17 protein-coding genes are annotated in these 15,517 nt (G+C 50.4%); 12 read left to right on the forward strand and 5 right to left on the reverse strand.

The features are described from left to right. The first annotated feature begins 3 nt into the window (after nt 1-3). Together CWS43_RS06005 and CWS43_RS06010 are read left to right on the forward strand one after the other, a co-directional pair. On the forward strand, nt 4-645 hold the full coding sequence (locus tag CWS43_RS06005) for a cytochrome b/b6 domain-containing protein (RefSeq protein ID WP_101076012.1): 642 nt from the start codon (nt 4-6) through the stop codon (nt 643-645). After that, nucleotides 638-1,402 (forward strand): molybdopterin-dependent oxidoreductase, encoded by a 765-nt coding sequence (locus tag CWS43_RS06010; protein WP_101076013.1) that lies wholly within the window; start codon nt 638-640, stop codon nt 1,400-1,402. Before CWS43_RS06005 ends, CWS43_RS06010 begins: the two co-directional genes overlap by 8 nt. 111 nt (nt 1,403-1,513) lie before the next feature. Here CWS43_RS06010 and ompX read toward each other — a convergent pair whose 3' ends face one another. Then, nucleotides 1,514-2,047, reverse strand: coding sequence for an outer membrane protein OmpX (gene ompX / locus CWS43_RS06015; protein WP_101076460.1), 534 nt, complete (start codon nt 2,045-2,047; stop codon nt 1,514-1,516). Nucleotides 2,048-2,446: 399 nt separating this feature from the next. Between ompX and rhtA the strand changes: the two genes are divergently transcribed. The 9 genes from rhtA (at nt 2,447) to glnQ (ending at nt 9,440) form a co-directional block, all read left to right on the forward strand. Then, nucleotides 2,447-3,433, forward strand: coding sequence for a threonine/homoserine exporter RhtA (gene rhtA, locus CWS43_RS06020; protein WP_101076014.1), 987 nt, complete (start codon nt 2,447-2,449; stop codon nt 3,431-3,433). 189 nt (nt 3,434-3,622) lie between these two features. Beyond that, a complete protein-coding gene (locus tag CWS43_RS06025) occupies nt 3,623-4,186 on the forward strand; it encodes a fasciclin domain-containing protein (RefSeq protein ID WP_101076015.1) in 564 nt (187 codons plus the stop codon). A gap of 64 nt (nt 4,187-4,250) precedes the next feature. After that, the gene (locus CWS43_RS06030) at nt 4,251-4,832 is read left to right on the forward strand and encodes a sigma-70 family RNA polymerase sigma factor (RefSeq protein WP_101076016.1); all 582 of its coding nucleotides are present in this window, start codon (nt 4,251-4,253) and stop codon (nt 4,830-4,832) included. After that, the gene (locus CWS43_RS06035) at nt 4,829-5,506 is read left to right on the forward strand and encodes an anti-sigma factor domain-containing protein (protein ID WP_101076017.1); all 678 of its coding nucleotides are present in this window, start codon (nt 4,829-4,831) and stop codon (nt 5,504-5,506) included. The genes CWS43_RS06030 and CWS43_RS06035 overlap by 4 nt, the downstream gene beginning before the upstream one ends. Nucleotides 5,507-5,919: 413 nt before the next feature. Next, nucleotides 5,920-6,423 carry a DNA starvation/stationary phase protection protein Dps gene (dps, locus tag CWS43_RS06040; protein WP_101076018.1) on the forward strand — a complete coding sequence of 168 codons (504 nt, stop codon included), beginning with the start codon at nt 5,920-5,922 and terminating at the stop codon, nt 6,421-6,423. Between the two features lie 102 nt (nt 6,424-6,525). After that, nucleotides 6,526-6,792: a DksA/TraR family C4-type zinc finger protein gene (locus CWS43_RS06045; protein WP_101076019.1), complete on the forward strand. Its 267-nt coding sequence runs from the start codon at nt 6,526-6,528 to the stop codon at nt 6,790-6,792. Nucleotides 6,793-7,193: 401 nt separating this feature from the next. Continuing rightward, nucleotides 7,194-7,937: a glutamine ABC transporter substrate-binding protein GlnH gene (glnH, locus tag CWS43_RS06055; protein ID WP_101076021.1), complete on the forward strand. Its 744-nt coding sequence runs from the start codon at nt 7,194-7,196 to the stop codon at nt 7,935-7,937. A gap of 124 nt (nt 7,938-8,061) precedes the next feature. Then, on the forward strand, nt 8,062-8,721 hold the full coding sequence (gene glnP, locus CWS43_RS06060; protein WP_101076022.1) for a glutamine ABC transporter permease GlnP: 660 nt from the start codon (nt 8,062-8,064) through the stop codon (nt 8,719-8,721). Next, entirely contained in the window at nt 8,718-9,440 is a 723-nt protein-coding gene (gene glnQ / locus CWS43_RS06065) for a glutamine ABC transporter ATP-binding protein GlnQ (RefSeq protein ID WP_101076023.1), read from the forward strand. Before glnP ends, glnQ begins: the two co-directional genes overlap by 4 nt. 78 nt (nt 9,441-9,518) lie before the next feature. Here glnQ and CWS43_RS06070 read toward each other — a convergent pair whose 3' ends face one another. Next, nucleotides 9,519-10,829: a PAS domain-containing methyl-accepting chemotaxis protein gene (locus CWS43_RS06070; RefSeq protein WP_101076024.1), complete on the reverse strand. Its 1,311-nt coding sequence runs from the start codon at nt 10,827-10,829 to the stop codon at nt 9,519-9,521. A gap of 343 nt (nt 10,830-11,172) precedes the next feature. Next, complete coding sequence (rlmF, locus tag CWS43_RS06075; RefSeq protein WP_101076025.1) at nt 11,173-12,141, reverse strand: 23S rRNA (adenine(1618)-N(6))-methyltransferase RlmF; 969 nt, start codon at nt 12,139-12,141, stop codon at nt 11,173-11,175. A gap of 197 nt (nt 12,142-12,338) precedes the next feature. Between rlmF and CWS43_RS06080 the strand changes: the two genes are divergently transcribed. Continuing rightward, nucleotides 12,339-12,971, forward strand: coding sequence for a flavin reductase family protein (locus tag CWS43_RS06080; protein WP_101076026.1), 633 nt, complete (start codon nt 12,339-12,341; stop codon nt 12,969-12,971). A 74-nt stretch (nt 12,972-13,045) separates the two neighbouring features. Here CWS43_RS06080 and CWS43_RS06085 read toward each other — a convergent pair whose 3' ends face one another. Together CWS43_RS06085 and CWS43_RS06090 are read right to left on the reverse strand one after the other, a co-directional pair. Beyond that, complete coding sequence (locus tag CWS43_RS06085) at nt 13,046-14,908, reverse strand: M3 family metallopeptidase (RefSeq protein ID WP_101076027.1); 1,863 nt, start codon at nt 14,906-14,908, stop codon at nt 13,046-13,048. A gap of 111 nt (nt 14,909-15,019) precedes the next feature. Beyond that, complete coding sequence (locus CWS43_RS06090) at nt 15,020-15,361, reverse strand: zinc ribbon domain-containing protein YjdM (RefSeq protein WP_101076028.1); 342 nt, start codon at nt 15,359-15,361, stop codon at nt 15,020-15,022. Nucleotides 15,362-15,517: the final 156 nt, after the last annotated feature.

A 15,517-nucleotide genomic window follows, 5' to 3' on the forward strand; every position in this document is an offset into this window, starting at 1 on the left:
ACCGTGAAACCTCAGCCCTCTTCAGTTCTAAAACGCAGGATCCATTCCTGGCCGGTGCGTCTCAGCCACTGGATTAATCTTCTGGCAATGATTGGCATGGTGATGAGCGGCTGGGGGATTTATAACGCGGATCCCCTGTTCACCTTTACGTTCCCGCAAAACACCACGCTCGGCGGCTGGCTGGGCGGCAACATCGCCTGGCATCTCGCCGTGATGTGGCTGCTGGCGGCTAACGCAGTGTTTTATCTGCTGTGGGGCATTTTCAGCGGCCATTTTAAACGGGACTTTTTCCCGTTTTCACCCCGCACAGTCTGGCGCGATACCGTTCGCGCCCTGACCTTCCATCTGCCCCATAAACTCGGCCAGTACAACGCCGTGCAAAAACTGATGTACAGCGGCGTTCTGTTGCTGGGGCTTCTGCTGGTGCTATCCGGTTTATCCATCTGGAAACCGGTGCAGTTCAGCGGGCTGGTGTGGCTGTTCGGCGGGTTCGATATTGCCCGTTATGTGCACTTTTTTGCTATGAGTGGCGTGATGCTGTTTGTGGTCATTCATGTCCTGATGGTGCTGCTGGTGCCGAAAACATTTGTGGCGATGATTACCGGCGGCAAGGCAATGAATAAAGAGGAAAGCGCCGATGAGTGAAAAATCACAACGGCCAAAAATCATTCTGGAGCCCGATCAGCGCAAGCAACTGGTGAATATCCAGCGCCGTTTACTGCTGCGCTCAGGATTAACACTCGGTGCCGTTTCCATGCTGACCGGCTGTAATTTGCAGGACGGCGATGAAGTCGACAAAGTGCTGTGGGCGATGTCGCGCTGGAATGACCGCGTTCAGGGCTGGTTATTCGGCGGGCAAAAGCTGGCGCAAACTTACCGCGCCGACCAGATTACGACGCCGTTTCGCTTCAACGCGTATTACCCCGAATACAATGTGCCGGAAATCGACATCCCGAATTACCGGCTGGAAGTGTCCGGGCTGGTGCAAAAGAAAGCCTCGTGGACGCTGGAACAGCTGCAACGCCTGCCGCAGGAAAGTCAGATCACCCGGCTGATTTGTATTGAAGGCTGGAGCGCCATCGGGCAGTGGAAAGGCGTACCGCTTAAAACATTTCTTCAGCACGTCGGAGCCGATCTGACAGCTAATTATGTCGGGTTTAAATGCGATGACCGCTATTACTCGAGCATCGATATGGCCACCGCACTGCATCCGCAAACCATTCTGGCACTGGATTTTGGCGGCAAACCGCTGCCTCCGGATTTCGGATACCCGCTGCGGCTGAGAATGCCCACCAAGTTAGGCTTCAAGAACGCCAAACATATCGGCGCGATTTTCGTCACCAATAACAATCCGGGCGGCTACTGGGAAGATCAGGGTTATAACTGGTATAGCGGGATTTGATTGCTGCCGGGTACGAACACTTTGCCGGATAACAGATATAAAAAAACCGCTCTTTCGAGCGGTTTTTGTTTTCGCGACAGGGTAACGGCAAGCGTTACACAGAGCGAAGAATTAGAAGCTGTAACCCACGCCTGCGATCCAGGTGCCAACATCAACACTGCGGATGCGGGACTGTTCGTAGGATACATCCAGAGCAACGTTCTGGATTGGGTTGAACTGCAGACCAGCACCGTAAGAGAAACCGTAATCGCTGGTATCTGATTTTTCACGGTTAGCAGCAGAAGCTACGTTTTCGTTGTACTGGAATTTACCGTAGCCCAGACCGATTACGCCGTAAGCAGAAACCCAGTCGTTGATGCGGTAAGCAGGACCAGCAGTGATGCCGTAGTACTGAGCTTTACGGTAGTCACCGGAAGTTGGGTTGCTGTCATCCTGAATGTAGGTGAAAGAACCGATAACGCCCAGTGGGTTGTTATCTTGCTCGTAGCGGTATTTCAGGTTGAAGCCGTTTGCTTTGTTAACAACGCCTTGTGCGTCGCCCTGTGCATAACCAGCGGTAACAGTGCTTGTACCTGCGAATGCGCTAGAAGAAACGCCCAGTGCAACTACGCAAGCTAATGCGGAAAGACATGCGATTTTTTTCATCATAACCACCTCAAATGAGAAACCAAAGTAACCTTCACGTTGGAAAATATACCAAAAACCAGTGTGAAACTCTGCCTCAATTAAGATGTCCAAAGCATCATATGGTGTAACAGGAAGTTTCCAGTGCTATCTATCCCATTAATTTAATTGAGATTTTAGTCACACAAACTATAAGATAAACTTATTGAACTTTTTGGGATTAGCAGATAATTCCTAAAAATATGGACAAAAAAACAACAGTTTTCAGCGTTTTTTGGCGAAAAGTGTTTTGAAAAATAATTTTTTCGAGGATTTTTTCTCCCCTGATTTCCCACTACACTGACGGCTCTTTACCTTTCTTTTCAAAACTATAAATCTGAAAATTTCCGATTATCAGGATTATCGCAAAAGGCGCTATGGATGACACAGTCAGGACCAAACCAGCCGCAGGATCTGCAGAAAGCTCAGCAGGCCACTGCGCATAACAACAGCCCACCGGTTGTGGCATTACCGAAAAAAACCTCTCCTCTGATGGCGATCCTGCTGCTGCTGATTGCGATGCTTTCGCTTCAAGGGGGGGCATCACTGGCTAAATCTCTTTTCCCGATAGTAGGCCCGCAAGGCGTGACTGCATTACGTCTGGGGATCGGATCCATTCTGCTGCTGCTCTATTTTCGGCCTTGGCGTTTGAAGATGCGCGGCGGTAATCTGCGTGCACTGCTGATGTATGGCCTGGCGCTGGGATGTATGAATTACACCTTTTACCTGGCGATACGCACCGTTCCTCTGGGTATTGCTGTGGCGCTCGAATTCACCGGGCCGCTTGCCGTTGCGATGTTCTCTTCACGCCGTCCCGTAGACTTCGTCTGGGTGGTGCTGGCCGTCGCCGGGTTGTTGTTCCTGCTGCCGCTCGGGCAAAGCGTCGGTGGTGTTGATTTGAAAGGCGCGTGTTTCGCATTAACCGCCGGTGCCTGTTGGGCAGTCTATATTCTTGCCGGGCAACGCGCCGGAAGCAGCTACGGTCCGGGTACAGCGGCGATGGGTTCGCTGGTCGCGGCGCTGATTTTCTTCCCCATTGGCGTGGCGCAGGCACATACCTCAATTTTCAGTTGGGAAATTTTACCGCTGGGGCTGTTGATCGCCCTGCTCACGTCAGCGATCCCTTATTCGCTGGAAATGATGGCACTGACCAAACTCCCGGCAAAAACTTTCGGCACGCTGATGAGTATGGAACCGGCGATGGCGGCCCTTTCAGGGATTATCTTCCTTGGTGAGTTTCTGAACCGCTCACAATGGCTCGGGCTGGCGGCGATTATTGCAGCATCCGCAGGGTCGACGCTGACGCTTCAGCGCAAAACGAAGATCGAAACAGTCGATGTTGCGGGCAATAATCCTTCAGGAAAGTAAATTCGGATTGAAATCGCATAACAGCCATGAAATAAAATCATGGCTTTTTTCTTTTTAATCAATGCATTGAAAATAACTTTCAATAATTTCACTTTTTTTCATCTTTTCCTGCATCCAAAAGCGGGTGTCCGTTCGTATGTATAGATGTGAGGCAAGACCTTACCTACTCAATAAACAAAGGACACCATCATGAAAACATTACTCCGTACCGCTATCTGCGCTTCAATTCTGCTGAGCACTGCGTCAATGGCTGCAATGATGTCTGAACAAACCACCATGGTCGGTGGTGCTGAAATGTACCCGTCTAAAAATATTGTAGAAAACGCCCTGAATTCGAAAGACCACACGACGCTGGTTGCCGCGGTTAAAGCGGCCGGTCTGGTCGATACCTTGCAAAGCAAAGGCCCGTTCACCGTCTTCGCCCCGACCAATGCGGCGTTCGCTAAATTGCCAGCAGGAACCGTCGACAGCCTGGTGAAACCAGAAAACAAAGCCACACTGACCAGCATCCTGACTTACCACGTGGTTGCCGGTAAATATGAAATGAAAGACCTGGAAAAATTGCTGAAAAAAGGCAACGGTACGGCTGAATTGAAAACCGTTAACGGCCAGCCGCTGTGGATCATGAATAATGGCCCGCATAACATTCAGTTGAAAGATGGCAAAGGCAATATCGCGAATATCAGCACTTATGACGTCCAGCAGAAGAACGGTGTGATCGACGTCATTGATACCGTCCTGATGCCAAAATAAAACCGACTATACTGAGGGCATGATTTCTTTATGAAACAGCACCTCAGTAAGTCAGGACGGGCGAATGCATGACAATTTTTTAGTTAAGCCAACACCAGAGAAAGCGCTGGAAATCCAGCGAGAACTGATGAGCGCCATGGCAGCCGGCGATCGTCAGGCGTTTGAACAGTTATACCGTCTGACCTCATCCAGGTTGTTTGCCGTTGCGTTGCGTATGTTGCGCCGGCACGCCTGGGCAGAGGAAGTATTGCACGACAGCTACATCACCGCGTGGAACCGGGCGGCGTGTTATAACCCCGCCCTCAGTTCTCCGATGACCTGGCTCACACACATTGTCCGCAACCGCGCTATCGACTGGATGCGCGGGAGCGACAACCAATTGGATGAGCTAGATGACAATATTGCCGACGGTTTCACCGAAGACAGTGATGACCCCCTGCAACGGTTGCAGCAAGACAGCGATGCCAAAATCCTGGCGAACTGCCTCGCCCATCTCCCTGCAGAACAAAGACAAAGCCTGATCCTTGCCTATTATCAGGGCTTATCTCACGGTGAGGTTTCATCGCATTTACAACAACCGCTGGGGACGATTAAGAGCTGGATACGTCGCGCCCTGGATCACTTAAAGAGCTGCGTCGGACTATGAAAAGCAGAAGCCATTATCATGCTGCCCTCGCGGCTGAATATGCGCTCGGCACTTTACGCGGCGCAGCCCGAATTCAGTTCGAGCAGAAAATGCACAACGACCCTGAACTGGCGGCAGAAGTTGCCCGCTGGCAGGAAGCGTTCACACAGCTGGACAATCAGATTGTTCCGGTGCTCCCGCCTTCTTCGGTGTGGAAACGCATTCAGCACAGCCTGGCACTTCAGCCCGCTAAATTCACGCCACCCGCCCGGAAACCCGTCAGGGCTTACATCGGCTGGGCGCTGGCTGCCGGGCTTGCCGCATTACTGCTGATCCCACGCCTTTTGGTGCAGCCAGCGACACCTACGCCGGTGGCGATTTTGGCCAGCAGTGCAGGTGCGCCAAACGGACAATGGGTCGTCAGTGCAGACATGAGTACGCGAAGCCTGATGCTGACGCCGCTTAATGCACAAAATGTCGCATCTGACCGCAGCTTAGAACTTTGGGCGATACCCCCTGGCGGTAAACCGCGGTCGCTGGGCCTGCTGAATACGCAACAGCCGACACAGTTAGCGCTTGCGGCGAAGATGCCGGATCCGGGTTATACGCTGGCAATAAGCCTCGAGCCTCGTGGTGGCTCACCAACCGGACAGCCTACCGGTGCAGTACTGTATAGCGGTGCGCTGGCGTTATAAGTCGCGCAAAAAGTGAAAAAGTGGCGGGATTTTTCCTGCCGCTTTTTTAATAGAAGACTCTTAATATACGGCCTTGCTCATTAATATTTCCAACCCGGAACAACCCTACGCGAAGAATATATTCCCACACTTCATTTTACATTTAATAATATTCCAACCGCTGTAATGAAAATTATTATCACTATGGCTACATTTCATAAACACAATCGAATAACAAATTCAGAATGAGCCCTATCGACCTTATAAATCAATGTGATAACTTGGAGGCGTGGTGGCAGTGAGATCTTTAAGACGTACGCTATCAGAACGATAGGAGTCGCTGCCCTGCAAAGCTGCAATTTATTGCTATACTGAATGCATTGATGAATGACATTAATTAGCAATTTAATTTAACGAAACAAGGAGATATGAATATGGGTACCGCTAAACTGGTCAAAACGAAATCTTCTGAACTTATTTATACACGTAATGATTTAGATGAAAATGTCAAAATCAATACTATTAAGGTGCTGAACCATCTGGTGACGGAATATATTGATTTGTCACTGATCACCAAACAGGCTCACTGGAATATGCGTGGCGCAAACTTTATCGCTGTGCATGAAATGCTGGATGGGTTCCGGACCGCCATCATCGACCATCAGGACACCATTGCAGAACGTGTTGTTCAGTTAGGCGGCGTGGCACTGGGCACCGTGCAGGTTGTTAACGATAAAACCCCACTTAAAAGCTATCCGACCAACATCCACACTGTACAGGAACACCTGAAAGCGCTGGCAGAACGTTATGCCGTTGTGGCAAACGACACCCGCAAAGCCATCAGCGAAGTGGAAGATGAAGATACTGCGGATATTTTCACTGCGGCATCCCGCGATCTGGATAAATTCCTGTGGTTTATCGAATCTAATATCGAATAATCAGGGTCCGGCACCGCATGAGTTTCTGCGGGAATCGGAGTGATTGATACGAAGCGGGTTGGCAATAATTGCCAGCCCGTTTTTACTTTTCCGGAGGTCACTATGGCAAGCGGATGGGCGCAAGATGGCGCAGTTCAGGATCAGATTGATTCGACAATCAATGACGCGGTTGACCGTGCACGTCAGTCGCTGGGACATGGCGAAAGTGACCATTTTTGCCGGGAATGTGGAGAACCGATCCCGGAAGCTCGCCGCATGGCACTGAAAGGCGTGCAATATTGCGTGAACTGCCAGACCGGGCGGGACCAAAAACAACAGGACCACGCCGGTTATAATCGACGTGGCAGTAAAGATAGCCAGCTACGATAGAACTTATCCTTATGCATGATTGCACCACAATGGTTCATAAAAAGTCATCTCCGCAGTAAACAGGGGTTTCCCCCTCTTCACAATTGCTTCAAAATTGAGCACTCGTTTTACTCATGCGTCACTAAAGTTAGAGGTAGCTATCATTTACGTGGCGCATTTGTTAATTAATGATTGTTTAAAATACAGCATATGGTTAATGATGAAGTAATGCACCATCAGTGAGCACTGTAATATACCGCCATGCGACATTATGGTGCATAACATCATTTCGTTACCACTTAAACGGTTCAGCACGTCGATAAGCCATTGAATTTTAATATACATAAGTTTTGGCATGAATTTTGCATTAAAGCGCCGTAATATAAGGTCGTTCCCATAATATGTACAAAGGAAATTCACTGATGAAGTCACTCTTAAAAGTTTCCCTGGCCGCGTTAACTCTGGCCTTTGCCGTTAGCTCCCACGCAGCAGAAAAAAAACTGATCGTAGCTACCGACACTGCGTTTGTACCGTTTGAATTCAAACAAGGCGACAAGTACGTCGGCTTCGACATTGACCTGTGGGACGCGGTCGCCAAAGAGATGAAAGTCTCTTATGAACTGAAACCAATGGATTTCGGTGGCATCATCCCGGCTCTGCAAACTCACAATATCGATCTGGCACTGGCGGGGATCACCATCACCCCTGAACGTAAAAAAGCGATCGACTTCTCTGACGGCTACTACAACAGCGGTCTGATGGTGATGGTTAAGAGCAACAACGACGCCATCAAAAGTGTTAATGATCTGAAAGGTAAAGTGGTTGCAGTTAAAAGCGGCACCAGCTCCGTTGACTACATGAAAGCCAACGTACAGACCAAAGATCTGCGCCAGTTCCCGAACATCGACAGCGCTTACATGGAACTGGGCACTGGCCGTGCTGATGCCGTAATGCACGACACGCCAAATATCCTGTACTTCATCAAAACTGCCGGTAAAGGCCAGTTCAAAGCCGTCGGTGATTCACTGGCGGGCCAGCAATACGGTATCGCCTTCCCGCAAGGCAGCGACCTGCGTGAAAAAGCTAACGCGGCGCTGAAAACCATCAAAGAGAATGGTACTTACGCGGCAATCTACAAAAAATGGTTTGATTCTGAACCTAAATAAGTCGTTGTTTATTTAAGTCGTTCCTTTTTCAGAAATATTCTTTAAAGAAATCTGACTTGATAAGAAGCGCCTGCCGGACGATGTCCAGACAGGCGCAGTTTGTTGTTTTACCAGGAGATAATGCATGCAGTTTGACTGGAGCGTAATTTGGCCCGCTCTGCCTATCCTGCTCGAAGGTGCCAAGATGACATTGTGGATTTCGGTCCTCGGTCTGGTTGGTGGTCTGATTATTGGTGTGGTTGCGGGTTTTGCCCGCGCGTTCGGTGGCTGGTTTAGCAGCAACATCGCACTGGTATTTATCGAGCTCATTCGCGGTACGCCTATTGTCGTACAGGTAATGTTTATTTACTTCGCACTGCCGATGATGGTGCAGGATCTGCGTATCGATCCCTTCAGCGCGGCGGTGGTAACGATCATGATCAACTCGGGTGCTTATATCGCTGAAATTACGCGTGGCGCCGTGTTGTCCATCCATAATGGTTTCCGTGAAGCCGGTCTGGCGCTGGGGCTGTCGCGCCGTGCAACCCTGCGTTATATCATCATGCCGCTGGCGTTGCGCCGCATGCTGCCACCGCTTGGTAACCAGTGGATTGTGAGTATCAAAGATACCTCGCTGTTTATCGTCATCGGTGTGGCTGAGCTGACCCGTCAGGGCCAGGAAATCATCGCCGGCAACTTCCGCGCTATGGAAATCTGGAGTGCGGTTGCTGTTATCTATCTGATCATCACGCTGGCTCTGAGCTTTGTTCTGCGCCGCTTAGAACGCAAACTGAAAATTATATGATTGAATTCAAGAACGTCTCAAAACACTTTGGTAAAACCCAGGTGCTCCACGACATCAGTCTGAACATTTCTCAGGGTGAAGTTGTGGTCATTATCGGGCCGTCAGGCTCAGGTAAATCCACTTTGCTGCGTTGCATCAACAAGCTGGAAGAAATCACCTCTGGCGATCTGATTGTTGATGGTCTGAAAGTGAATGACCCGAAAGTCGATGAACGTCTGATCCGCCAGGAAGCCGGTATGGTGTTCCAGCAGTTCTATCTGTTCCCGCACATGACAGCGTTGGAAAATGTGGCTTTCGGCCCGATCCGCGTTCGCGGTGCGTCGAAGGAAGAAGCCAACAAACTGGCGAAAGAATTGCTGGCGAAAGTCGGCCTTTCTGAACGTGCCAACCACTACCCTTCGGAACTTTCCGGCGGTCAGCAGCAACGCGTAGCCATCGCCCGTGCGCTGGCGGTGAAACCTAAGCTGATGCTGTTTGATGAGCCAACTTCCGCGCTGGATCCGGAATTACGTCATGAAGTATTGACGGTGATGAAGCAGCTGGCAGAAGAAGGGATGACGATGGTCATCGTAACCCATGAAGTGGGCTTCGCTGAGAAAGTGGCATCACGGCTAATCTTCATCGACAAAGGCCGTATCGCAGAAGACGGCAAACCGGCGGATCTGGTCAATAATCCACCGAGTGAGCGTCTGCGGGAATTCCTGCAACACGTTTCTTAATTTGCAGAGGGCCGCTGCAAAATGGCGACTTTTAATGGCATCACGCCCTTAAAAGTCGCTTATAACAGCGGTTCTCAGTTAATGTCTCGTTTGCCCGTGTCCCCCGGCAATCACTGAAAACTCCGCCATCATCCGGACCAGATCCTGCATTCCCAGGTTGACCTGATTAATCACATCCCCCGCATTACGGCTCAGTGTAACCCCGCCACCCGCGCGGTTGACACAGTTGCCCATACCATCAATCGCAGCCATAACGCCGTCACGGATACTTTGTGTCAGCTGATCAATCTCTACGGCAGCTTTACGGGACTGATCGGCCAGCGAACGGACTTCACCTGCAACCACCGCAAACCCCCTTCCCTGTTCACCGGCATGCGCGGCTTCGATAGTGGCGTTGATCGCCAGTAAATTAGTCTGCGACGATATACGCCGGATGGTATCCACCATTTCGCCGATGCGTTCAGAAGTCTGACCAAGCTGGCCGATAATGTCAGAGGTCCGCCGTGCCAGCGCTTCCACCTCCTGCATATCTTCGACCGCTCTCTGAACAATAGTGACGCCTTCCGCAGCAGTTTTATCGGTCGTGAGGGAAAGCTCATGCACATGCGTCATCATACTTTCCTGCTGGCGCTGCTGAGCCATCTGGCTGGTGATGTCCTGGGCTATTTTGACAATTTTGACCACTTTGCCATCGTCATCAAGCACCGGGTTATAGCTCGCCTCCAGCCAGATAACCTCCCCCCTGCCATTCATGCGTTCAAAACGCCCCAGAATAAATTCACCATTGCGCAGGCGCTGCCAGTGATTACGGTAGTCATGAGAATCACGATATTGAGGCGTACAGAACATCGCGTGAGCGTGGCCTTTAATTTGTTGCAGGGAATAACCCATGACTTTCAGGAAGTTATTGTTCGCAGAAATCACATGACCTTCGGGGGTGAAGGTAATCAGTGCCATAGAACGGTCGAGAGCCTGAAAAATACCCTGGTGTTCGTGCGATTCGTTAATTCTTTCGGAGACATCACTGGCAATTTTAATTATTTCAGTGACTTTGCCCAATTTATTTTTTACAGGAATATAAGTTGCTTCCAGCCAGATTAAGTTTCCTCCTTTCTGTACACGCTTAATATTTCCGCTAACGGACTTTCCCTGGCGTAAACCTTCCCAGTGCAGACGATACGCATCGCTGGCGACAAACTCCGGGGTACAAAAAATCCGGTGAGGCTGGCCGATAACCTCATCCCTGCTGTAACCCATACTATTAAGAAACAGATCATTGACCTCAAGCACCACACCTTCAGGCGTGAAGGCAATCATCGGAACCGTTTGCTGAATAGCAGCGAATTTATCACGCCATGCTGTACTAAATTGATGAGAAAATAATTGCATAGGACAAGCACCCTGTGGCTGATAACGTGAATTAATGCGCGATCGCAATTAATTTAAAAAACAAACACGTGCTAATTTCCGCGGGTCATTAGTCACATTACTAATAATCCGCGAGTATTAGTCTGGCCCCTGGGTGGGATTCAGGCAGGTACGAACATAGTCAAACATCATGCGATGAAAAATAAAATCACCAGCAAAATCATTACTCTGATAATTAATCAACTTTCTTATAGTAAATTAAGCATAATTTAATCCACTAAAAAAGAAAGAGGATGTCGGACTATTTTTTCCAGCCGCAACACCATCAGCTGAAGCGGCTGGAATAAAGCAATTTACATCGTAATCAGACTGACCAACGTTTGATAGCCCAACTTTTTTGCTGCGATGGCGTCAGGAATGTCCAGGCGACGAAGCGGCTGATTTTATTGCCCTGCGTCATTTCAATGGTGCGGATATCCGTTACACCCTCTTCGTTGAGCGCGTCATACAGTAGCGGAAGTGTTGTTTTTTTAGACACCAGCACGGTGTACCAGAAACAGTTCTGTGCTTTGCCTGCGCTCTCTTGTGCCATGCGAACCACAAATGCCTCTTCGCCCCCTTCACACCACAGTTCGTTGTGCTGCCCCCCAAAGTTCAGCTCTGCCGGGCCTGCACGGCGATCCAACCCCAAATTCTGACGTTTACGCTGGCTGCCTGATGCGGCATCGGCAGCAGACGCATGGAATGGTGGATTACACAGCACCGCATCATAGCGCTCGTCATGGCGGATAATGGTATCCAGGATGCGCTGCGGTTTTGCCTGCAAGCGGAAACGCACCTGATTCGTCAGTTGCGGATTGGTCGCGACAATTTTCTTGGCCGCCGCCATAGAAACCGGATCAATTTCACTGGCGGTAAAGCGCCAGCCATATTCGCGCAACCCGATAATCGGATAAATACAGTTGGCGCCCACGCCAATGTCCAGCACAGAAATATCTTTGCCTTGCGGGATAGTGCCGTTATTGCTGCTCGCCAGTAAATCAGCCAGATGATGAACATAATCAGCGCGTCCGGGGATCGGCGGGCAAAGATAATCTGCAGGAATATCCCAGTTTTCTATCTGATAACAGTCACGCAGTAAGGCACGGTTCAGGGCTTTAACCGCCTGTGGATTGGCGAAATCAACGGACAAATCGCCCCATTTATTTTCACTGACAAACGGAGCCAGTTCCGGGCTGCTGGCAATCAGGGCCGGGAAATCATAGCGGCTGCGATGGCGATTTCGCGGGTGAAGACCGCTTTTTTCCTGAGGGAAGACTTTCTTTTTTTCCACCTGATTAACTCTCCGAAAGGTGTGCGCGACGCATACAACATGCGATGGGGCGTTTGATATTCATCAATGGCGCACAAGATACCACAAAGCTGCGCCGCCTGCCGGGTGCATCCGGGCACATAAAAACGCTCAAGGCACGCTGAGATCGGGTAATGTACAAATCATAACCTTAATGAATTATATATCTGAGGAAAATCATGAACGTTGATGATCGTTATTACTATGAACCCGCAAAGGGCCATGGCCTGCCGCATGACCCTTTGAATGCCATTGTTGGACCACGTCCGATCGGTTGGATTTCCTCACGCAGCGCCGCCGGGCAGCGCAATCTCGCGCCCTACAGTTTCTTCAACTGTTTTAATTACCGGCCACCGGTCATTGGTTTTGCCAGCAGCGGCTGGAAAGACAGCGTAGCGAATATCGTCGAAACCGGTGAATTTGTCTGGAACCTGACCACGCGATCGCTGGCGGTCAAAATGAATGAAAGTTCAGCCACGCTGGCACGCGGCGAAGACGAGTTTGCGTTTGCTGGCCTGACGCCTCAGCCGGGCAAAATTGTGGCGGTAGATCGCGTGCTGGAAAGCCCGGTAAACTTTGAATGTAAGCTGACGCAGTGCATCCAGCTGGAAACCGCCGCTGGCGGCAAAATTGATACCTGGCTGGTGCTCGGTGAAGTTGTAGCTGTGCATATCGCGCCACATCTGCTTGCCGACGGTATTTATCAGACCGCGCTGGCGGAACCAGTCCTGCGCGCCGGTGGCCCTTCTGCTTACTACGGTATTTCTGAAGATTTGCGTTTCGACCTCACGCGCCCCGACGCACGTAAATAACTGCTGATTAAAGCTATAAAAAAAACCGCCACCGGTTCAGCACCGGATGGCGGTTTTTTTACGTTAGAGCGGGATTATTTCGAACCGTAATTCTGATCCACAAAATCCGCGAAATCCTGGCACATCGCGTCATCACCGTCGGCGCTGTCCGCCAGAACCCGCTTTCCATCTACAACACGGATGTGAACGTTGAGATCAAAATCCGCTTCTGGCTGTTCACGGGCAGCAGCCTCCTCAATCGTGCGCTGCGCATCTTCCCACGCGGCGTCTACCGTCTGATTACACGCCTGTGCCAGATAAGCCGGATTAAAACCTTCGCCGGTCAGGCTGCGCAGGGTGTCATCGTGGGTAACGCTGTTTCCCGGTGTCCAGTAATGTTTCGCCAGATCAGGGCCAATGGCCGGATTATCGGTAAGATAACCGTCCCGTTTGAGGAAGAACGCACGTGTTTGCTCGACTGCCATCATTGCCAGCAGATATCCCTGATAAGAGCAGGCAGATTCCATGGACAGAAGATGCGGGATTGCCAGCGTCGGACGCGGGCTACCGGTGACACCCAGAATATGGGTTTCAACATCACGCGCCAGCGCAATCATGGCTTCCGGCGTGCGCTTCTCATCCGGCCACTGGTACAGTTGCCATTCGAAATACGGGACCAGAAGAATGTGGCGCTCATTGAAAGAACGCATCGGCTGGCGGGCTTCAATACTGGCGTGGATCAGTGCATCCGGTACCGGTTCACCAGCCGTGTTTTTCGCATAACGTTTCAGCCAGTCGGCATCTTCCAGCAGGCTGTCGCAGAACATCGACTGCGTTTCAGCATATGCCATGGACGTTGGCGGGAATTCCTGTGAAAAACACGGTGCATTCTGGCGGATGTTGGCGAAATGCGCCGCGTGGCCGCCTTCGTGGAACAGCGTATTCAGGCCGCTGGCGCCGCTGCCGATTTGATCCGGTTTTGCCAGACTGGTGAAGTTGATCACCGCAGGGACCCATTTGCCGTTGTCATAAAACGGCGGCACCGGCCCGTGCATAAAGCCATTCTCGTATTTACCTTCGCGCACCAGCAAATCCAGCTGCATGTCTGCGCCATTAAAGCCAATGTTCAGCCGCTTAAAGCTGTCAATCCACCGACGCAGGGAATCGGCAAACGGGAAATAAGGATCAAGCTGGCGGGTGACGTCACCGGCGCTGGCAAAACGGATATTCCACGGTAACAGTGCAGCATCGCCTTCGCGAGCCACCAGCTCGTTCAGGCTGCGGGTGTTGCTTTCGCGGGTCTGCTCTTCGAAACGGTCAAGAATGGCGAACAATTGTTCCGGCGTCATCCGCTCGGTCTTATTCACTTTATAGTCAAAATAGTTGCGATAACCGAGCTGGCGGGCAAAGCGGTTGCGCAGGCCAATCAGCTCCGGCAAGCCGTTATAAAGCAGCCACTCTTCCAGTTCACGTAACGCGTTTTGCGAACTGCGGCGATAGGCTTCATTTTCGTTGTTCGCCTGATTAGTCAACAGTTCGCCGAGGGAAGCATTCACGCGCTCTCCTTTGCTGTTGATATGTGTCATGCGGTATTGCTTGCGTTTACCAAACAGCGAAGATTCAGCCTGAATAATTTCATCGAGCAGCACCTGTGCTTTCGGATCTTCAATAACGTTGCAATCAAAGAAACTCAGCCAGCCGCGCAGGCCGTGAAGCAAAGCGTCACGCTCTTCGCTGGCATGTTCTTTTTCAAGGCTGGCGATCTGATCGCGTAATTGCGCAGGGCGGGAAGGTTCGGCAATAAAACGTTTGTAAGCGGTTTCGGCAGCGGAGAAAGCTCCGGAGACGTTTTCATCACCGGTGCCCATATAGTTTTGCCAGAACAAATTTTCTTTGTCCTGATGCACTTTGAGGTAGTCGCGATTGAGAGCGTTAAAATATTCCTGAGCCTGTTCCATGTAATCTTCTCTGCTGAATGTTAAAGAGATTTTACATTGAGTGTATGTTCAGACAGCGGTTCTGTCGATATGGCAAAACCGCTGAATGCGGGCAGGCAACAGAATTTGAGATTAGTTTTTCTTAACGAACTCAGATTTGAGCTTCATCTGTCCAAAACCGTCAATTTTGCAGTCAATATTGTGGTCGCCTTCGACCAGACGGATGCCTTTCACTTTAGTGCCGATCTTCAGCATGGAAGAGCTGCCTTTCACTTTCAGGTCTTTGATTACCGTGACGGAATCACCGTCCGCCAGCAGATTCCCGTTCGCATCGACAACCTTCAGCGCATCGTCATCACCCGCAGCATCACCGGCCAGAGACCAGACATGCCCACATTCAGGGCAGTTAAGCATTTCGCCGTCCTGCCAGGTAAATTCAGATTTACAAGTTGGACAACTTGGCAACGTTTCCATAACTAAAACCTCAGGTTATGCTTTTAAAAAAGCCATTAAAATCATGAAATAAATTTCACACATCGCTTATTTTAGCTTTTAACTGCGGGTTTGAACAGGGTAAGAGGTATTTTCGGGTATCAAACCGAATACCCTGTTCAGTTTTTGGCGCTTACA

This window comes from Rahnella sp. AA, from assembly GCF_002834385.1.
Lineage (GTDB): Bacteria > Pseudomonadota > Gammaproteobacteria > Enterobacterales > Enterobacteriaceae > Rahnella.

What these genes read in the sequence shown, in the direction of transcription:
- ompX (WP_101076460.1), bottom strand. Translation starts at nt 2,047, where the DNA reads ATGAAAAAAATCGCATGTCTTTCCGCATTAGCTTGCGTAGTTGCACTG.
- CWS43_RS06080 (WP_101076026.1), top strand. Translation starts at nt 12,339, where the DNA reads ATGAACGTTGATGATCGTTATTACTATGAACCCGCAAAGGGCCATGGC.
- CWS43_RS06045 (WP_101076019.1), top strand. Translation starts at nt 6,526, where the DNA reads ATGGCAAGCGGATGGGCGCAAGATGGCGCAGTTCAGGATCAGATTGAT.
- CWS43_RS06085 (WP_101076027.1), bottom strand. Translation starts at nt 14,908, where the DNA reads ATGGAACAGGCTCAGGAATATTTTAACGCTCTCAATCGCGACTACCTC.
- dps (WP_101076018.1), top strand. Translation starts at nt 5,920, where the DNA reads ATGGGTACCGCTAAACTGGTCAAAACGAAATCTTCTGAACTTATTTAT.
- rhtA (WP_101076014.1), top strand. Translation starts at nt 2,447, where the DNA reads ATGACACAGTCAGGACCAAACCAGCCGCAGGATCTGCAGAAAGCTCAG.
- CWS43_RS06090 (WP_101076028.1), bottom strand. Translation starts at nt 15,361, where the DNA reads ATGGAAACGTTGCCAAGTTGTCCAACTTGTAAATCTGAATTTACCTGG.
- glnH (WP_101076021.1), top strand. Translation starts at nt 7,194, where the DNA reads ATGAAGTCACTCTTAAAAGTTTCCCTGGCCGCGTTAACTCTGGCCTTT.
- CWS43_RS06010 (WP_101076013.1), top strand. Translation starts at nt 638, where the DNA reads ATGAGTGAAAAATCACAACGGCCAAAAATCATTCTGGAGCCCGATCAG.
- glnQ (WP_101076023.1), top strand. Translation starts at nt 8,718, where the DNA reads ATGATTGAATTCAAGAACGTCTCAAAACACTTTGGTAAAACCCAGGTG.
- glnP (WP_101076022.1), top strand. Translation starts at nt 8,062, where the DNA reads ATGCAGTTTGACTGGAGCGTAATTTGGCCCGCTCTGCCTATCCTGCTC.
- CWS43_RS06035 (WP_101076017.1), top strand. Translation starts at nt 4,829, where the DNA reads ATGAAAAGCAGAAGCCATTATCATGCTGCCCTCGCGGCTGAATATGCG.
- CWS43_RS06030 (WP_101076016.1), top strand. Translation starts at nt 4,251, where the DNA reads ATGCATGACAATTTTTTAGTTAAGCCAACACCAGAGAAAGCGCTGGAA.
- CWS43_RS06070 (WP_101076024.1), bottom strand. Translation starts at nt 10,829, where the DNA reads ATGCAATTATTTTCTCATCAATTTAGTACAGCATGGCGTGATAAATTC.
- CWS43_RS06025 (WP_101076015.1), top strand. Translation starts at nt 3,623, where the DNA reads ATGAAAACATTACTCCGTACCGCTATCTGCGCTTCAATTCTGCTGAGC.